This window comes from Sneathiella chinensis, from assembly GCF_012720115.1.
GTDB lineage: Bacteria > Pseudomonadota > Alphaproteobacteria > Sneathiellales > Sneathiellaceae > Sneathiella > Sneathiella chinensis.
Map to the genome: position 1 here is coordinate 238,616 of NZ_VNWN01000007.1, position 19,233 is coordinate 257,848.

A 19,233-nucleotide genomic window follows, 5' to 3' on the forward strand; every position below is an offset into this window, starting at 1 on the left:
ACATTTGAGACCCGGACCCGCAACATCGACACATGAGACCGCCATCATGGACACTATTACGGAAAAAGCCCTCTGGATCAAAAACCCCCTCGCCCTGCTGGCCGATGGGGCCGAAGGCGGGATTGTCATCGATCAGGGCAAGATCGTTGAACTGGTCGGACCGGGCCAGTCCCCGTCCAGCATCCCGGCCGACCGGTTGCAGGTGTTCGATGCCGGAAATCATGTGGTCCTGCCCGGCCTGATCAACACCCACCACCATTTTTACCAGACCCTGACCCGCGCCTGCCCGCCGGCCCTGAACAAACCCCTGTTCCCGTGGCTGGTGGCGCTGTACCCCTTGTGGGCCCGACTAACGCCGGACATGATGGCCACGGCCTCACGGTTGGCGATTGCCGAACTGCTGCTATCCGGTTGCACCACCGCCGCCGATCACCATTACCTGTTCCCGGTGGCCCTGACCGATGCCATCGACATTCAGGTGGAACAGGCCCGCAAGCTGGGCATCCGCATGACCGTCACCCGGGGCTCCATGAGTTTGGGCGAGGATCAGGGTGGCCTGCCCCCGCAAAGCACGGTTCAGGACGAACAGGTCATTCTGGACGACAGCCAGCGACTGATCCGCGCCTATCACGACCCACAGGAAGGGTCCATGACACAGGTGGCACTGGCCCCCTGCTCTCCGTTCTCGGTCAGTACCGACCTGATGCGCGCCTCGGCGGAACTGGCGCGGCAGCACGGTGTCCGCCTGCACACCCATCTTGCGGAAACCCATGACGAGACAGACTTCTGCCTGAACATGTTCGGCCAGCGGCCCGTTGACTATCTGGAAAATGTCGGCTGGATGGCGGACGATGTGTGGCTGGCCCACGGCATTCATTTCAATGACGAGGAAATCGGCCGCCTTGGTGCCGCCGGGGTCGGGATTTGCCACTGCCCCTCCTCCAACATGGTGTTGTCGTCCGGCATTGCCCGCACGTTGGAACTGGAAGCGGCAGGCTGCCCGGTCGGGCTTGGCGTGGACGGCTCGGCCTCCAATGACGGCTCCAACCTTGTGCAGGAGGTCCGGCAGGCCCTGCTGATCGGGCGGCTTCGCTATACCGCTGATGACATGACCCACCATGCCGCCTACCGGTTTGCAACCGAAGGGTCTGCACGCTGTCTGGGGCGTTCCGACATTGGACGGATTGCCCCCGGAATGCAGGCCGACCTTGCCCTGTTCAAGCTGGACGAACCCCGCTTTTCAGGATCAGGCGACCCGCTGGCCGCCCTGCTTCTGTGCGGGGCCCATGCGGCGGACGCCGTCATGGTCAAGGGGGAATGGCGCGTCCGGGATGGCGAGATCACGGGCCTCGACATGGACCGGCTGATGCGGGACCATCATGCCCTTGGGCAAGCCTTGCAGGGGCGTTAAGCCATCCGGCAAGCGGCCCGGAAAGTCTTGAAAGCGATACAGAAACCTCTAAACTACGTATCATGACACCAGAACCGGTGGCCTGATAAAACGGATGTTCTGTGACTGCTGCAACCGACCCGCATATTGACCGTCTGCTTTCCAGCCTGAATGTAAAGGCCCGATCCTTGCTGATGACGGTGTGGGGCGATGCCATTGCCCCCCATGGCGGGACGGTCTGGCTGGGCAGTCTGATTGACCTTGCGGCTGACCTTGGCCTGAATGAACGTCTTGTCCGCACCTCTGTCTTTCGGCTGAAACAGGAAAACCTGCTGACCAGCGTCCAGAAGGGCCGCCGCAGCGATTACACCCTGACCCCGTCGGGACGCCACCGGGTCGAGGAAGCGACACGGCGCATTTACAATTACCAGCCGGAACCGTGGGACGGGAAATGGGTCTTCCTGTTTTCCGAGCGCCGCAGCATGAGTGACGAGCAAAAGCGCCTGCTGGGGCTGGAACTGGGCTGGCTGGGGTTTGGCGATCTTGGTGCCGGCATTTATGCCCATCCCGGCGCGAACACGGCGGCGGTCTCGACACTGCTTCAGGATCTGGGGCTGGAACCCCATGTGGCCATCCTGTCCGGCGAGGGACTTGCCCCGCCTGAAAAAACACCGCAGCATATTCTGGTGCAAAAAGGCTGGAACCTGCAACAGATCGAGGCCGGATACACGGAATTCATGGATCATTTTTCCGGCATTGGGAAAGCCCTGATAGCGGGCCACCAACCCGACGCGCGGACCTGTTTTCTTGTTCGTACATTGCTGGTTCATGGATACCGGCGGGCGTTGCTGCGCGATCCCATGTTGCCCGAACGGCTGCTGCCACAAGGCTGGAGCGGTAACCGCGCCCGGCTTCTGTTCCGGGACATATACCTGCTTGTCTGGGAACAGGCGGAACAACATCTTTTAAACATACTGAGAACCGTTGACGGCGACCTGCCACCGGCGTCAGCGGAATTCCATGCCCGCTTTGGAGGGTTGAAACAGGCACAGTAATGGGGGGACGTGAATAAATGGGTCAAGGATTGAACGTTGCGATTGTCGGCTCGGGACCGGCGGGCATGTATTCCGCCGGGGCGCTGCTGGCCAAATGCCCGGATTGCCAGATTGATATTCTCGACAAGCTGGCAACGCCCTACGGGTTGGTGCGGGCCGGGGTGGCCCCGGATCACCAGACCACAAAGAATGTCTCTCGCGCCTATGACAAGATCATGGAAAATGAAAGCGTCCGATTTGTCGGCAACCTGTCCTTTGGCAGTGACATTTCGCTGGAAACGCTGAAAAGCCTGTATGATGTTGTGATCATCGCCATTGGCACCCCGCGGGACAAGACCCTTGGCATTCCGGGGGAAGACAAGCAAGGGGTCTACGGGGCACAGACCTTTGTCTACTGGTATAACGGTCACCCGGAATACCGGGACGCGGTCCCCCATCTGGATATCCGGGACGCCATTGTCATCGGCAACGGCAATGTGGCCCTTGATGTAGCCCGTATCCTGCTGCGAACCGAGGATGAAATGGCCGGCACCGACCTTGCCGACCACGCCGGAGAGCGGATTTTCACCAGCCCGCTGAAAACGGTTCATGTGGTCGGGCGGCGCGGCGCGGAACACGCGCAGTTTTCCTCCAAGGAACTGAGCGAGCTTGGCGAAATGCAAAATGCCGTTCCCTATACCGATCCGGCTGAAATCCCGGACAGTTTCCTAATTGACGATGCCAAGCGGCAAAAGGTGGTGAACACCAATCTTGATCTGCTGCGGCAATATGCGGAAAACAGCCCGAACGGCGCCGACCGGTCCCTGTATCTGGATTTTCATCTGTCCCCAACCGAGATTCTGGGCGATCAGTCGGTCGAGGCGGTCCGTTTTACCCGCAACCGGATCGAAAACGGGAAAGCCGTCAGCACCGGGGAAACACTGGATATTCCCTGTAACCTTCTTGTCACCTGTATCGGGTACGACCTGACCGGGCTGGAAGGACTCCCCGTCGAGAAAGGCATTGTGCGCAATATGGACGGCAAGGTTGAGGATGGCGTTTACGTTGTCGGCTGGGCAAAACGAGGCCCCACCGGCACAATCGGCACCAACCGTCTTGACAGCCAGAATGTCGTGGAGAAAATACTCTCAGACTTTGAATGCGAAAAATTTTCAGAAAAAGACGGTCCTGTTGGACTGGACAGATACTGTGCGGAAAAAGGGATTGAAACGGTCTCGTTCGAGGATTGGAAAACAATCGACCGGGCGGAAACGGAACGTGCCGACCACGACGCCCCGCGCAGGAAATTTGTCCGCAAAAGGGACATGCTGTCATTGATCAAGGAAAGCAGAACAGAATGATTATTGCCCAGATGAGCGATCCCCACATTTCCGTGAGAGGATCGGAATTTGACAACCTTTACCATACTGCGGATCGTCTGGATGCGGCGCTGGCCCATGTCAACGCCCTGTCCGTCCGGCCCGACCTGATCATGATGACCGGCGACCTTGTCGATGCGGGATCGGCCGAGGAATACCAGAACCTGAAAGCCAGCATCGACAAATCCGACATCCCGGTTTATCTCGGGATTGGCAACCATGACTGCCGCGACACCATCCGCACCGTCTTTACCGATGCCGACTACATGCCGAAAGAAGGCTTTCTTCAGTATGTGGTGGAAACCCCGCATATCAACGCCATCATGCTGGACACCAATATCCCGCAATATCCGGGGGGCATCCTGTGCCGGGAACGGCTGGACTGGCTGGATGCGACCCTGTCCGCAAACCCGGACAAACCGACCCTGATCTTCATGCACCACCCGCCCTTTGATACCGGCATTCGCGCCATGGACCAGATGAGCCTTCAGGATCGGGACAGCTTTGGCGCCGTCATCGAAAAGCATTCAAACATTACGCGGATTTTCTGCGGTCACCTGCACCGCCCCATTCAGGCGGCGTTCCACGGCACCTGTGCCCAGGTCTGCCCGTCCACGTCGCACCAGATCCTGCTGCATCTGGAAGAAAGCGAACGACTGGCCACGGTTGCCGAACCACCGGCCTATCTGCTGCACATGCTGAACAGCGACAAGCGGGACGTTGTGACCCATATGGAATATGTGAAGGATTATCCCATGATCTGGGAATTGGAAGGCGACCTTTACTAAGGCCGCCTTGCCAAAGCCCCGCCGCCCGGCGGGGCGCTTTTATCAAAGCGCGTTCAGGCCCATCTGCCAGAAAGAGATTTCAAGGCGGGTGGCATCGCCGAAGGTTTTCGACAGGCTGTCGAACCGTTTTTCCGTAAACCGGCTTTCCGCCAGACGATCGATCTGGCGAATGGAATCCTCGACCATCTCCTGATAGTCATCACTGGCATACACCTCGATCCACGGAAGATAGGGGTTCCCTTCCTTGACCGTGGCGGGGTTGTCCATCAGCGCCCGGCCAATTTCGCCATACCCGACGATGCAGGGCGCCAGCGCCACATAAAGATCCAGAATATCGCCTGCCATGCCCCGTTCCAGCACATAGCGGGTATAGGCCATGTTTTCCGGGGCTTCTGTCACCTGCTGCATTTCCGCCTCGCTGATACCCCAACCGGCGCAATATTTCACATGCAGGCTCATTTCCGTATCAACCAGTCCGTTGACGGTTTTTGCGGCCGCTTTCAAATCGTCCAGATTGTCGGACTTGTAGGCCGCCAGCGCGTAGGCGCGTGCAAAATGGATCAGGAACAGATAATCCTGTTTCAGGTAAAACTCGAACGCCTCACGGGGCAGATCGCCGCGCCCCAGGCCCTGAACGAAGTCGTGCGTAATGTATGCCTGCCAATCGGAAGGATTGGCAGCCTTCAAACGTGAAAAAAGTGTCATATCAGAACATCTGGTTATTAAAGGATGAGGGAAGGGTTACAATCAGGCCGTCCAGTTCCTCGGACATGAGGATCTGGCATCCCAGCCTTGAGGTGGGGGTCAGGCCAAAGGCAAGGTCCAGCATATCCTCTTCATCGTCGCTGGCCTCCGGCAACCGGTCGAAATCATCGTCATCGACAATGATATGGCAGGTGGAGCAGGCAAGACTGCCTTCACAGGCTCCTTCCAGATCAAGCCCGTTCTGCTGGGCGATCTCCAGAATGGTCATGCCAAGCGGTGCATCCACTTCAAGCTTTTCACCGCCCGGTTTAATGAAGGTCATTTTCGGCATGACTGTCTTTACTCCTGAACTGCGTTATTGAAGAGAATTGATCAAGCGGCAAATTTCGGCGACTTTCGCCGGTACAACTTGTCCCAGACTTGTACAAATTTGTCCATATCCGATTGTGTCGTCATCCAACCAAGGCTGACCCGGATGGCCTCGCTGGCCTCCTTGTCGCTGGCCCCCATGGCCGTCAGCACATGGCTGGCCTTCACCTTGCCACTGGAACAGGCAGACCCGGCGCTGACCGCAATACCGGACAGGTCGAAATTCATCACCTGAAGTTCCGCGCCCACCCCCGGCATGGAAAGGGCGGAGGTATTGGGAAGGCGCGCCGTTTCCTGCCCATAAATCCGCGCCTCGGGGCACAAGGCCCGGATGGCGTCCTCCATGTGATCGCGCAAGGTCGCAAGGGCGGCATAATCGGCCAACCCCTCGCCTGCCAGCCGGGCGGCCAGCCCGAAACCGGCGATCCCCGCCACATTTTCGGTGCCGCCGCGACGGCCCAATTCCTGCCCGCCGCCTTTCTGGATGGATTGCAGGGGAAGCCCCTCGCGCACGATCAGGGCGCCCTGCCCTTGCGGGCCGCCGATTTTATGCGCCGACAGGGACATCATATCCGCCCCCAGCGCCCTGAAATCCACCGGGATCTTGCCCAGCGCCTGAATGGCATCCGTATGCAGCAATCCGCCTTTGGCATGGACCAGTTCGGCAATCTCAAAGATGGGCTGGATCACGCCGGTTTCGTTATTGGCCAGCATGACGGACACAAGACATGGCCCGCCCCCCTGTTCCAGCGCCGCCTCCAGCGCCGACAGGGACAGCAAACCCTTTTCATCCACAGGAAGACGGACCACCCACCCTTCCGGCCCGGCGGCCAGAACAGAATCATGTTCGGCGGCACTGACCAGAAGCAAACGTTCACCCATGCCGTTCAGGGCCAGATTGTTGGCTTCCGTTCCGCCGGATGTGAAGATGATTTCCTGCGGCTTGCATCCTGCAAGCGCGGCGATTTCCGCACGGGCGTCTTCAACACGCCCCTTGGCCTTGCGCCCGGAAGCATGAACCGAAGACGGGTTCCCCCCCTCCTTCATCACCTCGGCGACCAGGTCGACAACCTGGGGCCGGACAGGGGCCGTTGCGTTGTAATCCAGATAGATACTGCTCGTCATAGACAAAAAAATATGTCTTGCCGTCGCGTCCGGCAAGACATTATCGCATAAGGGTTTACGGGGGGAACGAAAGGACGGGCCTAACGATCCTGCTTGTGGGTCTTGACCGTGGTCTCTTCCAGCTCGATTTCCTCGGTCGAGATCAACAGGTGCGAACCATGCCGCTCCTCAGCCTCTTTTTCAAGTTCCTCAACCCGCATGGACAGGGACTGAACCTTGTCCAGAAGGCCGTCCATGACCTTGAAGACCGGATCGGGCAATTCGTCACTGCCGATACCATAGGCGGCGAATCTCTCGTCCGTCCGGGTTCGAAGCGCACCATTGGCCGCCCGCGCCGGGCTGCCCACAACGGTCACCCCTTCGGGGACATCCTTCACCACAACCGAGTTGGCGCCGACGCGGCCACAGCGACCCACCGTGATCGGGCCCAGAACCTGCGCCCCGGAGCCGACAATCACGTTGTCACACAAGGTCGGGTGGCGCTTGACGTTGCGTTGGGAATCCGAATCCACCGACGGCGCCACACCGCCAAGGGTCACGTCATGATACAGGGTTACATTATCGCCGATTTCGGCGGTTTCCCCGATCACCACGCCCATGCCGTGGTCAATAAACAGCTTGCGGCCAATCACCGCGCCGGGATGAATTTCGATACCGGTTACAAACCGGCTGAACTGTGAAATCAGGCGGGCAGTCAGGCGCCAGTTTCGTCGCCACAATCCATGTGCAACACGATGCAACAGGACAGCATGAAACCCGGAATAGAGGAGCGCGACCTCGATTTTCGAGCGTGCTGCCGGGTCTCTTTCCATCACTCCGGCAAGATCTTCGCTAATATGCTTGAACATATGCCCTTTCCTTCTGTATTGTGCCGCACTTATAGCGGAAAATACGAGTGGTTACAACGCGCCCGGTAAAACCAGATATAACTGTGATGAGAATCTGGTCAACTGCCCCTCACCTGTTGGTGTATAATATGTCGCTAATTGTTGACCCTCGTCACAGATTGAGTAGCCCGGCTTCTGATAGAGGCGAGGGAAAGATAGGAACTAGAGAATAGATGCCTGACATTATTTTTAACGGTCCGGAAGGCCGGCTTGAAGGTAAGTATCACCATTCAAGTGAACCCAATGCCCCCCTTGCGCTGATCTTGCATCCCCATCCGCAATTTGGTGGCACCATGAACAACAAGGTGGTCTATCACATGTTCACCACCTTCAAGAACCGGGGCTTTTCGGTTCTGCGGTTCAACTTCCGGGGTGTGGGACGCAGTCAGGGCGACTATGATCAGGGTGTGGGTGAACTGTCCGATGCCGCAGCGGCACTGGACTGGATGCAGACCCATAACGAAAATTCACCTGCCGTTTGGGTTGCCGGCTTTTCCTTTGGCGCGTGGATTGCCATGCAGCTTCTGATGCGCCGCCCCGAAATCGAAGGCTTCATTTCCGTGGCACCGCCCGCCAACATGTATGACTTTTCGTTCCTGGCGCCCTGCCCGTCTTCCGGTGTCATCATCCACGGCGACAAGGACCGTCAGGTCCCGACCAAGGATGTGCGCAAGCTGGTCGAGAAACTGCAGGCCCAGAAAGGCATCACCATTCACCACAGCGAAGTGGAAAACGCCGATCACTTCTTCGAGAACACCATCCCCAACCTGATGGAATCCGTTGACGATTATCTGAACATGCGTTTGCAGGGCGACGCGGAGAAATAATCCGCCGCCCAATTCGCCCATAAAATGCCGCCGAACGATGCTTCGGCCCCGGCCCGCGACCTTCCCGTCGCGGGCTTTTTTTATGCGCCGCTTCCGCTGGACTTCCCCCCGCAGCAATGCCTATTATGAGAAAAAAATAAACAAACAAAACAACCAAAAGGGATACGGGAATGAAGAAGAACCTGACGGGGAAGCGGGTCATTCTGACGGGGGCCGCCTCGGGCATTGGTCAGCAACTGGCCCTGACACTGGCCGCACGGGGCGCGGAACTGGCCCTGTCCGATATCAACGAAACGGAATTGCAGGACACCGCCGCCCAGCTAACCCATCTGGGCGCGCCCCGGTTTCGCACCGACAGGCTGGATGTATCCGACACGGAGGCCACCCGGCGCTATGCGGAGTTGATCCAGGCTGAATTCGGCCCCGCCGATCTTGTCATCAACAATGCGGGCCTGACCCGTGTCGGCCCGTTTGCGGATGTGGAGCTATCCTCGCTGGAACATGTCATGGAGGTGGATTTCTGGGGCGTGGTACGTATGTCAAAGGCCTTTCTGCCGCAACTGATCGCCACCAAGGGGCATCTGGTCAATATCTCCAGCCTGTTTGGCCTGATCGGCTATCCGGGGCAAGCGGGCTATTGCGCGGCCAAACATGCGGTCAAGGGCTTCAGCGAAAGCCTTGCCATTGAAATGTCCCCCCACGGGGTCACGGTCACATCGGTTCACCCCGGCGGCGTGCGTACCAACATCATTCGGAAATCGACCATTGACGCCCCCATGGCAGGTGTTCGAAACAAGGAACAGATGGCCAGAAGTTTCGACCAGATGGCGGAAACATCGGCGGCAGATGCGGCGGCCATCATCGTTCGCGGCATCGAGAACGGCAAGGAACGCATTCTGGTGGGCCGGGATGCGGTGATCATTTCCCTGCTGCAGCGGTTGATGCCGCAAGGCTACAAACGATTGCTGATGAAGGTTTTATGGAAACAGGGGCGCAAAAAACCGGCCGAGCCCCGCCCCGCCTGAAAAATCAGGGACGGGCAGCGGGCCACTGGCAGGCCCATCCGGGCAAACGGCCTTGCCCCTGCCCCGTCCGCCCCTATCCTTGAAAGGAAGAGCCGCGCCATGACAGGAACCGCATAAACCGCATGAACCGCACAAACCACACGAACCGCCCACAGCAGCCCCCCCTGATCCGGGGCCGCCGCCAGTATGACGAGATACTGGAACGGCAGGAAGCCCAGCTGAACGCCCTGAACGAGGCGGGCGATGATGCCTATCAGCGCCTGTTCGTCCGCGACCGGAAATTTGGCGGCGGCTCGCTGTTTCTGGCGCTGCTGATTGCGGCGGCGGTTGCCGCGCTGATCGTCTCGCTTATGCCGTAAGCTGTTCTTGCTCGCCCGCTTGTCCCGCTTGCGGGCGGAACAGGACACCGCCCTGCATGGGGGCGCGGACGCCGGTTGTTTGCGGCAGGCTAAGCGGTTGCCCGTTCAGGCTGCGCACCGCCAGAAAGGCGAAGGCCTCTGCCTCCAGTTCATCGCCGCGCCAATTGACGGCTTCCACCGGTTCCACCGGAACGCCCAGTTCCTGCGACAGCCGTTCCATGATCCAGTTGTTATGGCGCCCGCCGCCGGTCACCAGCCAGCGCCGTGGCGGCCGGGACAGATGCTCGCCTGCCCGGGCAATGGACTGGATCGTAAAGGCCGTCAGGGTTGCCGCCCCGTCCGCCGGGGACAGATGCGCCACGGGCGCGGCGGAAAAATCATCGCGGTCCAGACTTTTCGGCGGTTTCCGATCAAAATAGGGATTGTCCAGCAACTGTTCCAGCGCCGCGGCATCAACCGTGCCGGATCGGGCCAGCGCCCCCCCGGCATCATATCCCTGCCCCGTATGGCGCATCACCCAGTCATCAATCATGGCACTGGCCGGGCCGGTATCGAAGGCAATGATATCCTCGCCGTCCAGCCATGTGACATTGGCCACGCCGCCCAGATTGAGAACCGCAACCGGCTGATCCAACCCGGAGGCCAGCGCCCGGTGATAAAGCGGCGCAAGCGGTGCGCCCTCGCCGCCGGCCTGCACATCCGCCGTCCGAAAATCCGCGACCACATCAATACCGGTCAGGTCGGCCAGCAACTGCCCGTCCCCCACCTGCACGGTGATGCCGTTCTCCGGTTCGTGATACAGGGTCTGACCGTGAAAGCCGACGGCCCGCACCTCAGACCGGTCCAACCCGCTTTTGTCCAGCAGGTCCAACGCAAGGGCCGCATGCTGGCGGGTAAACTCCGCCACCAGTTCCGCCGGGGCAGAACGCTGCCCGAGGCAGGCCCGGAACTGTTCGCGAAAGCCGGGATCATAAGGAATGGACAGGGCCGGGCCAAATTCCTGCACCTCGGTCCCGTCCGTTTTCAGCAACGCGGCATCCACCCCATCCATTGAGGTCCCGCTCATCATGCCGATGGCCCACTCTGCCTTGGCGCCTACTGTGTCCTTCTTCACATCCCTGCTCCTTCGTTTTAATCCGGTACTTCCAATCCCATGGGAAAGTATGGTACAGGAACGGCTCTTTCAACGTAATCAGCAAAAGTAGTAAAAATGACTAATCTACGCTCTGACTTTATGCAAATGTTCCTGGACAGGGGATACTTCCACCAATGCACCGACATCGAAGCATTGGACAAGTCTCTGTATGATGGACCGGTCACAGCGTATATTGGCTTTGACTGTACGGCCCGCAGTCTTCACGTTGGTAGTCTCATGCAGATCATGATCCTGCGCCGCCTGCAACAGGCTGGCCACAAGCCCATCGTGCTGATGGGCGGCGGGACAACCAAGGTGGGAGACCCCACAGGACGGGATGAAAGCCGCCCCGTGATCACGGACGAGATCATCCAGGACAACATGGATGGCATCAAGAAGGTGTTTGAGAAATTCATCACCTTTGGCGATGGCCCGACCGATGCGATCATGGTGAATAATGACGACTGGCTCAGCAAACTGGAATATATCCCGTTCCTGCGCGAATACGGCCGTCATTTCTCGATCAACCGCATGCTCACCTTTGACAGTGTGAAGCTGCGCCTTGAGCGGGAACAGTCCATGAGCTTCCTGGAGTTCAACTACATGATCCTGCAGGCCTACGACTTTGTGGAGCTGCGCAAAAAATACGGTGTGACCCTGCAGATCGGCGGCTCCGACCAGTGGGGCAACATTGTCAACGGTACCGAGCTTGGTCGCCGGACCAACAGCTTTGAGCTGTATGGCCTGACAACCCCGCTTCTGACCACCGCATCCGGCACCAAGATGGGCAAGACCCTGTCCGGTGCGGTGTGGCTGAACGAAGACATGCTGTCCCCGTACGAGTACTGGCAGTTCTGGCGCAATACCGAGGATGCGGACGTTGGGAAATTCCTGCGCCTGTTCACCGAATTGCCGCTGGACGAGATCGCCCGTCTTGAAAAACTGGAAGGCGCAGAGTTGAACGAGGCCAAGAAGGTCCTCGCCAACGAATGTACCGCCCTTGCCCACAGCCGCGAAGCGGCGGAAGCGGCAGCGGAAACCGCACGCAAGACGTTTGAACTTGGGGAACTGTCCGAGGACCTGCCGACAACGGAAATCCCGAAGGCGGAACTGGATGAAGGCATTCCGGCCTTTGCCCTGTTCAACCGGGTTGGCCTGTCCGCGTCCAGTTCCGAGGCCAGAAAGCTGATCAAGGGTGGCGGTGCCCGCCTGAATGATGAAAAGATCAGTGATGAAGGACTTGTCCTGACTTCAGCCGATGTGAATACATCTGGCCGGATCAAGCTGTCCGCAGGCAAGAAGCGGCATCACCTGATCCTGCCGGCCTGACCGACAGGCGTTACATCATGACCTGATACGCGGGAAGGAAGCCTCAGGGTTTTCCTTCCCGTTTTTCTTCTTCCCCCGGAAATGCCGGTCCCAGCGGTTCATCCGAACCGTTTTCCGATCCCTCCCACGGTTCAAAGAACATGCGGCGCAAAATCCCCGGCGCCAGCGCAGACACCGGATTGACGGAAATATCCGGATCGGAAACATCCCCCTCGGCCTTATAGGAAAAGCCAAATATTCCTTCGCCCTTGCGGCCCACCAGCAGGTTGCCCAGCAACGGGATATTCCCCAGAATGGAATTCAGGGTATAGGACGGGATCACCGTTCCAAACGCATCCATGGTGCCTGTATTCTGGTTCACATCCCCCGAAAAGGTCAGGCCGATGGACCCGACCGCCCGGAAGTCCTTGGTGGAAATCACGCCATCCTTATAGGTGAACGGTCCTTCGACCTTGGCAAAGGTCATGCCCTCGTTGCGCAGCAAATCAACAATGCCGCCAAGCGAGCCCAAGGTCAGCAACTTGCCAAGGAAAGGGGCATTGACCACGCGGATATTCCGCATGTCCACAACACCCTTGGCCTCAACCTCTGGTCCCGCGTCATTCATGGTGGCGGAAATCCGCAAGGTTCCCTCGCGGATATTGTCATAGATATCCAGCCCCTTCAGCAGCAACCCTGCCTGATTGGTGGTAAATTCGGCCCGGCGCGGTCCGGTGTCACTGCGGACCACAAACTTCACCATGTCGGTTTCGGAAAACTTGCCCAGAATATTGGCCGATACAATCCGGTCCTGTTCCAGATTAACCAGCCCCACCACGCCCGACAGCGTCACCCCCTCGTCCATCAAAACCCGATCAAACGCAAGGGAGAACCGGAGATCCGGCCCGATCGGGGCCTCCTTTTCAGGGGCGGGTTCTGCCGCTGGTTCTGCCGCCCCCTCCGCCTCGACCTCCCGCGCCAGATAGGGCAGCAGGTCAAACTGCGCCCCCGATGCCGTTACCTTGTAATCGTTGGCGGCAAGACGGCTCACCTCAAGCTGGAAACGGTTGCGGCCATAAATCACCTTGTCGGACAGGAACGACAGCAGCCCCCCCTTGTCCAGCGTGGCCCGGCCCGTCACCTCGATCCCGGTGGCGTCCAGACGCATGTCCGAAAGGGTGGTTCCCCCGTCCGGGCGGGTGGAAAAACGCGCCCCGAACGAGGCGGGCTCGCCTTCCGGCTTTTCAAGTTTCAGGGCGGGAATGTCCAGCACCGCGTTATTCAGGCTGACCGTGAAAAGGCCTTCTGCCGACCCATCGGGCAGCACATCCACATCCAGCGAAATGGGGGTTTTGCCTTGCACATAGTCAAACGCCACGTCCAGCGCCTGCCGCCCCTCATCATCCAGCGCGGATTGAACTTCGTACCGTTTGTGGCCTTTTTCCTTGCCCCGGAACCATGTCTGGAACTTGACCCCGGATTCCGACCCGTTCAGCCGCGCAATCCCCGCCACCTCCAGAAGGTCCGGGTTTACATGCACGGAAAGCGCCCCTTCCGACAGATCGACACCCTCGAAAACAGCGGGAATGAAGGCGTCCGTAAAATTGCCCTTGGCATCAAACACGACGTTGGTCATGTCCAGATCATGCAGCAACGGAAAGACGAAGCGGGCCTCCACTTCCCCGGTGCCCTGCATCTGCTCTGCCGAGACACCATATTCCGCTGACAGTTCCAGCGGTTTTCTGTCCAGAAAGCCAAAGATGCTGCGGCTGTCACCGGTCACCTTGATGTTGATATTGGCAATCTGGTCGTGTTTGTCGAAGTCGGTAATCAGAACATCGCCAAAGGGAAGGCTCATATCCTGCAGCGTGCCGACCATATCAAAGATGTGGATCTGCTTTTCATCCAGAATGGCCTTGCCCGTAATGTTGGTGACCGGGGGAAGCGGTGCGAAATAATCGGCCGTGGCCCCCTCGATATCGAAGGCCAGCCGAATAGACTGGTCGGGGATTTCGCCGCTTTCGATGGCACCGGGCGGCAGGGAAACCCGGAAGGTTACATTGGTGGCCTTGCCATCACGAATTTTTGTCGTCACCCAGTTATAGGCATCCACCGCCGCAGAATAGGGCCAGTAATCGCCAAGGGTATTGACCTCAAGTTCCGGGAAACTGCCCTCGATATCCAGCCCCACCCCTTCTTCCTTCAGGGCGATTGACCCGCTCATCTTGATGTCGGGGCCGGCGCTGTCGATATCGACAATGTTGAAATTCACGCTGTCAAACGGGGCAAGGCTGTGCCCTTTCAGGGCCACCCGGTTTAACTGCAACGGCTTTTTATAAAGATCGGGCAGGCCCACACTCCCCTCGCCCGTATACAAATCAAAGCTGACCTGTTCGGGCTGGAAGGCGGTATCAAGGGACAGGTTGATTTCTCCCGATGCCAGCAGGTCCACCCCCTGCATCATGGCAAGGTCCGGCGCTTCCTTGCCAAGGATCGGCAACGGAAAATCCTCCACCCGCGTATTTACCACGGTTTTCCGGCTCTCGGCATCGAAGGCCGCGTTGGCGACCAGACTCACCGCCTGATCCCCGAAATGGGCATCCCCCTGCACATGACCGGCCAGCCCATCCTCGGACCGCCAGATCACCACATTGGCCGATGTCACCCGCAAAAACCGCTTGGAAAGCTCATCCTCCAGATACAGCCGGGACTGGTAAATCTCCAGCCGCTCCAGATAGGAGGTCAGTTCCGACCGGTCTTCCCGGCGGCCCAGTTCGGACACAATCTGGCGGATAACTTCAACCGTGCTGTTGTCGCCGTCGGCCTCGCTTTCGGTCTCGGGTGCCGCATCCGCTTCTGTATCATGTCCGGCATATCCCAGACTGACCGTGCCATCCTCCTGCCGGGACAGACGCAACCGCAGGCCCCGGAACTCCACCGCCGACGGGGCAATCATGCCGCCGATCAGGGCCTCGCCGCTGAAGGTCACCGTCACATTGGGGATCGAGGCGATATTGCTGCCCTCTCGCGCCAAGTCCACCGACCGCAGGGCCAGATCCAGGTTCTTGTCGCGATTGTCCCACGTCAGGTATAATTCATCAAAATCCAGTTGGTATTCAGGATACTGGCTGGCCAGCACCTGTTGCAGATAGGGTCCGGCAAAAGTGACCGACAACGGCCCCTGGCTCAGGGCCGCCACAAGTGCCAGCACGGCAAGGCAAACGAGAACCACAACGCTGAGGACGATACGCAGCAGTAATTTTGAAGTTGCTTTTACCAAAACGTGTTATTCACTTTACCAAAAGGTTTGCATTATGAATTGGTTCCATAAGATCGAACGATGGAACCACTATGCCCGATTTTAGGACCCATGAACATGTCAGACAGTGAATTTTTTCCTTTATTAAACGAAGTTAGCCGATTTCCGAAAGCCGGAAATGCCGACTGGCTTCGTATCGGGAATGAAAACTGGTCCGACACCCTTCTAGTTAACCCCGAATATGGCAAATTTGCGGAAGCCTTTCCGGCCCATCCAAAAGGTCGGCGCCTGCTGGATGCGCTATTTGGCAACAGCCCCTATCTCAGCCACTGCCTGCTCAGCGATCCGGCCTTTTTCAAGACCCTTGCCGAAACCGGCACCGATGCGGCCCTTGCCTTTATCTATGCCGAACTGGACGCGGCCATAACACCGGACAGTGATACGGCCCAGATCATGCGCCTGCTCAGGATTGCCAAGCAGCGCATCGCCCTGATTACGGCGGTTGCCGATATTACCGGCATCTGGCCCCTTGGCACCATCACCCGAACCCTGTCCGATTTTGCCGCGAAGGCGGTGGATATCTCGGCCGCCCATCTGCTGCTGCAAGCCCACCGGAAAGGGGATATCGTCCTGCCCCACCCAGACGATCCAACCCGCGATAGCGGGCTGATTATCCTTGGCATGGGCAAGCTGGGGGCGTATGAGCTGAACTATTCCAGCGATATCGACCTGATCGTCCTGTTTGATTCCCGGAAAGTCACCTATACCGGCCGCAAGTTCATGGATGACTGCTTCATCCGCCTGACCCGCGATCTGGTCAAGATCATGCAGGAGAGAACCGCCAACGGCTATGTGTTCCGTACCGACCTGCGGCTTCGTCCCGACCCCGGCGCCACCCCCATCGCCCTGCCCCTTGGGGCCGCCCGCGCCTATTATGAAAGTCAGGGCCAGAACTGGGAACGGGCCGCCATGATCAAGGCCCGCCCCATTGCCGGGGATATCGAGGCCGGTCTCGAATTCAAGGAATTCCTGCGGCCTTTCGTGTGGCGGAAATTCCTTGATTTCGCCGCCATTGCCGACATCCAGTCCATCAAGTCGCAAATCCACGCCCATAAAGGGTTCGGCAAGATTTCGCTGGAAGGCCACAATATCAAGATCGGGCGCGGCGGCATTCGCGAGATCGAGTTTTTCTGCCAGACCCAGCAATTGATCGAGGGGGGGCGCAATCCCACCCTCCGAAATCCATCCACCCTGCAAACCCTGTCCGATCTGGTGGAGGCCCAAAAGGTCAAGCCGGAGGTGCGGGATGATCTGGTCAAGGCCTATGAGTATCTGCGGACCCTTGAGCATCGCCTGCAGATGATCCACGACAACCAGACCCAGCTTCTGCCGGAAGCCGCCGAGGATTTTGCCCAGCTCGGCGTTTTCATGGGTCATGCGGACCCGGAAGCCTTCCGGCTGGAACTAAAACTGACGCTGGAAACGGTGCAGGCCCATTATGATGCCCTGTTCGCCTTCGAGGAGGAACCGGACCGCAAGGCCGGACGGCTGGTGTTCACCGGGGCCGAGAACGACCCGGAAACCCTGAAATCCCTTGAAAATCTGGGCTATACGAATGTGGACAATATCTCGCAGATTGTCCGCCAGTGGCACCATGGCCGATACCGCGCCACCCGCACGGAACGGGCGCAACAACTGCTGACGGCGCTGATGCCGACCCTGCTGGAACGGTTAGGCGATACGGCCGACCCAGATGCCGCATTCATGCGCTTTGATGCGTTTCTTAAAAAACTGCCTGCGGGGATTCAGCTTTTCTCGCTGTTCACGGCCCATCCCAGCCTGCTGAAACTGCTGGCAAAAATCATGGGGATGGCCCCCGGACTGGCCAACCGGCTGGCCAACAACCCGCGCCTTCTGGATGGGGTGCTGTCACCGGATTTCATGGGGCCGCTGCGGGACCGGGACGAACTGGTGGCCGATCTGGACCTGATGCTGGGCACCGCCCGCGATTTTCAGGATGTTCTGGAAATCTCGCGCCGCTGGGTCAATGACATCAAGTTCCGCATCGGCGTGCAAATCCTGCATAATATCGACCACGGAACCGGTCTTGGCGGAACCGTAGCCGCAGGCCCGGCCCTGACCATGCTGGCCGAGGTGACCCTGTCCCGTATCCTGCCCGCCGTGGTGGCGGACCTTGGGGAAAAGCACGGCACCGTTCCCGGCGGCGAGTTTGCCATTCTGGGCGCGGGCAAGCTGGGCAGCCGGGAAATGACCCCCGGATCGGACATGGACCTGATCTTTCTGTTCCGCACCCCTGAACAGGACATGATGTCCGATGGGCCGAAACCCATTCCGGCGGGCCTCTATTACACCCGCCTCAGCCAACGGGTGATTAACGCCCTCAGCGCGCTGACCGGCGAAGGGTATCTGTATGAAGTGGACATGCGCCTGCGCCCCCACGGCAAGGCCGGCCCCATCGCCATGACCCCCGACGCCTTCCAGAAATACTACGAGGAGGAAGCCTGGACGTGGGAGCATATGGCCCTGACCCGGGCGCGACCGGTGGCCGGGGATCTGTCCCTGCAACAGGAAGCGGAACGGATGATCCGTCATATCCTGACCCTGCCCCGGGACGGCGAGACGATTGCCGCCAATCTTTATGACATGCGGGACCGCCTGCAGAAGCAACATGCCGACAAATCCTTCTGGGCCATCAAGCATCACCGGGGCGGCATCATGGATCTGGATTTCATCGTCCAGTATCTGAAACTGATCCACGGCAAGGACCATCCGGAAATTCTGGACACCAATACCCATGCCAGCCTCATGGCCATGAAGGCGGCGGGCATTGTCCCTGCTGACAGTCTGGACCAACTTTACCAATCCATGCGATTTTATATTAATTTGCAGGGCCTTACGAGACTGTCTTTAAGTAAGGGCGTAATTGCGGATACGGCCCCGGACGCCTTCAAGGAGGTCCTGGCAGAGGCCGGGGAGGTTGAGAATTTCGAGGCCCTGACCATCCGCCTGCAAGAGGTACAGGCCTTGGTGGACCGGGTCTTTTCACAGCTTGTCCCGAAGCCGCAAACCGATTTGCCGGACTGATCGTATATTCCCCTTGTAATGTTCCCCCATCCTTCTTAATGAAGGGGGAACCCACAATCAGAAGAGGATGCACCATGCTTGAAGAAGGACAGAAAGTACCTGCCTTTACCATGCCGACCGATACGGTTGGTGACATCACCGCCGCGTCTTTGGCCGGCCAGAAATACGTGATCTACTTCTATCCGAAGGACGACACCCCCGGCTGCACCAAGGAGGCCATCGGCTTTTCCGAACAGGCCGCCGATTTTGATGCCCTTGGCGTCAAGGTCATCGGAGTGTCCCGCGACACCATCGAAAAACACGCCAAGTTCCGGGCCAAGCATGACCTGTCCGTCATTCTTGCCGCCGACGTCAATGAGGATGTGTGCGAGAATTTCGGCGTCTGGGTCGAGAAAAACATGTATGGGCGTAAATATATGGGGATCGAACGGGCCACATTCCTTGTGGACGAGACCGGAACGATCCGCAACATCTGGCGCAAGGTCAAGGTGAAAGACCATGTGGCCGCCGTTCTGGACGCGGCCCGGGCCCTCTGATC

At 58.7% G+C, this 19,233-nt stretch carries 16 protein-coding genes; 10 read left to right on the plus strand and 6 right to left on the minus strand.

The annotated features are described in order from the left end of the window. Nucleotides 1-46: 46 nt before the first annotated feature. From FQB27_RS13625 to FQB27_RS13640, 4 genes are all read left to right on the plus strand, one after another. Nucleotides 47-1,411, plus strand: coding sequence for an 8-oxoguanine deaminase (locus tag FQB27_RS13625; protein ID WP_169561608.1), 1,365 nt, complete (start codon nt 47-49; stop codon nt 1,409-1,411). A gap of 101 nt (nt 1,412-1,512) precedes the next feature. Next, nucleotides 1,513-2,445 (plus strand): PaaX family transcriptional regulator, encoded by a 933-nt coding sequence (locus FQB27_RS13630; protein WP_169561609.1) that lies wholly within the window; start codon nt 1,513-1,515, stop codon nt 2,443-2,445. A 17-nt stretch (nt 2,446-2,462) separates the two neighbouring features. After that, on the plus strand, nt 2,463-3,785 hold the full coding sequence (locus tag FQB27_RS13635) for an FAD-dependent oxidoreductase (protein ID WP_169561610.1): 1,323 nt from the start codon (nt 2,463-2,465) through the stop codon (nt 3,783-3,785). Continuing rightward, nucleotides 3,782-4,591, plus strand: coding sequence for a phosphodiesterase (locus FQB27_RS13640; RefSeq protein WP_169561611.1), 810 nt, complete (start codon nt 3,782-3,784; stop codon nt 4,589-4,591). The genes FQB27_RS13635 and FQB27_RS13640 overlap by 4 nt, the downstream gene beginning before the upstream one ends. Nucleotides 4,592-4,633: 42 nt before the next feature. Here the strand turns inward: FQB27_RS13640 and tenA are convergent, their stop codons facing one another. The 4 genes from tenA to epsC form a co-directional block, all read right to left on the minus strand. Next, the gene (tenA, locus tag FQB27_RS13645; protein WP_169561612.1) at nt 4,634-5,296 is read right to left on the minus strand and encodes a thiaminase II; all 663 of its coding nucleotides are present in this window, start codon (nt 5,294-5,296) and stop codon (nt 4,634-4,636) included. A 1-nt stretch (nt 5,297) separates the two neighbouring features. Beyond that, nucleotides 5,298-5,627 carry a ferredoxin family 2Fe-2S iron-sulfur cluster binding protein gene (locus FQB27_RS13650; RefSeq protein ID WP_169561613.1) on the minus strand — a complete coding sequence of 110 codons (330 nt, stop codon included), beginning with the start codon at nt 5,625-5,627 and terminating at the stop codon, nt 5,298-5,300. 41 nt (nt 5,628-5,668) lie between these two features. Then, nucleotides 5,669-6,790 carry a cysteine desulfurase family protein gene (locus tag FQB27_RS13655; RefSeq protein ID WP_169561614.1) on the minus strand — a complete coding sequence of 374 codons (1,122 nt, stop codon included), beginning with the start codon at nt 6,788-6,790 and terminating at the stop codon, nt 5,669-5,671. An 80-nt stretch (nt 6,791-6,870) separates the two neighbouring features. Then, nucleotides 6,871-7,671, minus strand: a complete 801-nt coding sequence (epsC, locus tag FQB27_RS13660) for a serine O-acetyltransferase EpsC (RefSeq protein WP_284347897.1) — start codon at nt 7,669-7,671, stop codon at nt 6,871-6,873. A 179-nt stretch (nt 7,672-7,850) separates the two neighbouring features. On the opposite strand from epsC, the gene FQB27_RS13665 reads away from it, so the two are divergent. From FQB27_RS13665 to FQB27_RS13675, 3 genes are all read left to right on the plus strand, one after another. Continuing rightward, entirely contained in the window at nt 7,851-8,504 is a 654-nt protein-coding gene (locus FQB27_RS13665; RefSeq protein ID WP_169561616.1) for an alpha/beta hydrolase, read from the plus strand. A 170-nt stretch (nt 8,505-8,674) separates the two neighbouring features. Then, nucleotides 8,675-9,529, plus strand: a complete 855-nt coding sequence (locus FQB27_RS13670; RefSeq protein ID WP_169561617.1) for an SDR family NAD(P)-dependent oxidoreductase — start codon at nt 8,675-8,677, stop codon at nt 9,527-9,529. A 122-nt stretch (nt 9,530-9,651) separates the two neighbouring features. Further along, nucleotides 9,652-9,888, plus strand: a complete 237-nt coding sequence (locus FQB27_RS13675; protein WP_169561618.1) for a hypothetical protein — start codon at nt 9,652-9,654, stop codon at nt 9,886-9,888. Here the strand turns inward: FQB27_RS13675 and FQB27_RS13680 are convergent. After that, nucleotides 9,878-11,002 carry an anhydro-N-acetylmuramic acid kinase gene (locus tag FQB27_RS13680; protein ID WP_206374669.1) on the minus strand — a complete coding sequence of 375 codons (1,125 nt, stop codon included), beginning with the start codon at nt 11,000-11,002 and terminating at the stop codon, nt 9,878-9,880. The genes FQB27_RS13675 and FQB27_RS13680 overlap by 11 nt on opposite strands. Before the next feature lie 96 nt (nt 11,003-11,098). Here FQB27_RS13680 and tyrS point away from each other — a divergent pair, with 96 nt between their 5' ends. Continuing rightward, nucleotides 11,099-12,352, plus strand: a complete 1,254-nt coding sequence (tyrS, locus tag FQB27_RS13685) for a tyrosine--tRNA ligase (RefSeq protein WP_169561619.1) — start codon at nt 11,099-11,101, stop codon at nt 12,350-12,352. Between the two features lie 43 nt (nt 12,353-12,395). Here tyrS and FQB27_RS13690 read toward each other — a convergent pair whose 3' ends face one another. Continuing rightward, nucleotides 12,396-15,611, minus strand: a complete 3,216-nt coding sequence (locus FQB27_RS13690; protein WP_169561620.1) for a YhdP family protein — start codon at nt 15,609-15,611, stop codon at nt 12,396-12,398. 96 nt (nt 15,612-15,707) lie between these two features. On the opposite strand from FQB27_RS13690, the gene FQB27_RS13695 reads away from it, so the two are divergent. Then, on the plus strand, nt 15,708-18,695 hold the full coding sequence (locus tag FQB27_RS13695; RefSeq protein ID WP_169561621.1) for a bifunctional [glutamine synthetase] adenylyltransferase/[glutamine synthetase]-adenylyl-L-tyrosine phosphorylase: 2,988 nt from the start codon (nt 15,708-15,710) through the stop codon (nt 18,693-18,695). Between the two features lie 74 nt (nt 18,696-18,769). Continuing rightward, entirely contained in the window at nt 18,770-19,231 is a 462-nt protein-coding gene (gene bcp, locus FQB27_RS13700) for a thioredoxin-dependent thiol peroxidase (RefSeq protein ID WP_169561622.1), read from the plus strand. Nucleotides 19,232-19,233 lie beyond the last annotated feature (2 nt).

What these genes read in the sequence shown, in the direction of transcription:
- FQB27_RS13625 (WP_169561608.1), top strand. Translation starts at nt 47, where the DNA reads ATGGACACTATTACGGAAAAAGCCCTCTGGATCAAAAACCCCCTCGCC.
- FQB27_RS13635 (WP_169561610.1), top strand. Translation starts at nt 2,463, where the DNA reads ATGGGTCAAGGATTGAACGTTGCGATTGTCGGCTCGGGACCGGCGGGC.
- FQB27_RS13640 (WP_169561611.1), top strand. Translation starts at nt 3,782, where the DNA reads ATGATTATTGCCCAGATGAGCGATCCCCACATTTCCGTGAGAGGATCG.
- tenA (WP_169561612.1), bottom strand. Translation starts at nt 5,296, where the DNA reads ATGACACTTTTTTCACGTTTGAAGGCTGCCAATCCTTCCGATTGGCAG.
- FQB27_RS13650 (WP_169561613.1), bottom strand. Translation starts at nt 5,627, where the DNA reads ATGCCGAAAATGACCTTCATTAAACCGGGCGGTGAAAAGCTTGAAGTG.
- FQB27_RS13655 (WP_169561614.1), bottom strand. Translation starts at nt 6,790, where the DNA reads ATGACGAGCAGTATCTATCTGGATTACAACGCAACGGCCCCTGTCCGG.
- FQB27_RS13665 (WP_169561616.1), top strand. Translation starts at nt 7,851, where the DNA reads ATGCCTGACATTATTTTTAACGGTCCGGAAGGCCGGCTTGAAGGTAAG.
- FQB27_RS13670 (WP_169561617.1), top strand. Translation starts at nt 8,675, where the DNA reads ATGAAGAAGAACCTGACGGGGAAGCGGGTCATTCTGACGGGGGCCGCC.
- FQB27_RS13675 (WP_169561618.1), top strand. Translation starts at nt 9,652, where the DNA reads ATGAACCGCACAAACCACACGAACCGCCCACAGCAGCCCCCCCTGATC.
- tyrS (WP_169561619.1), top strand. Translation starts at nt 11,099, where the DNA reads ATGACTAATCTACGCTCTGACTTTATGCAAATGTTCCTGGACAGGGGA.
- FQB27_RS13695 (WP_169561621.1), top strand. Translation starts at nt 15,708, where the DNA reads ATGTCAGACAGTGAATTTTTTCCTTTATTAAACGAAGTTAGCCGATTT.
- bcp (WP_169561622.1), top strand. Translation starts at nt 18,770, where the DNA reads ATGCTTGAAGAAGGACAGAAAGTACCTGCCTTTACCATGCCGACCGAT.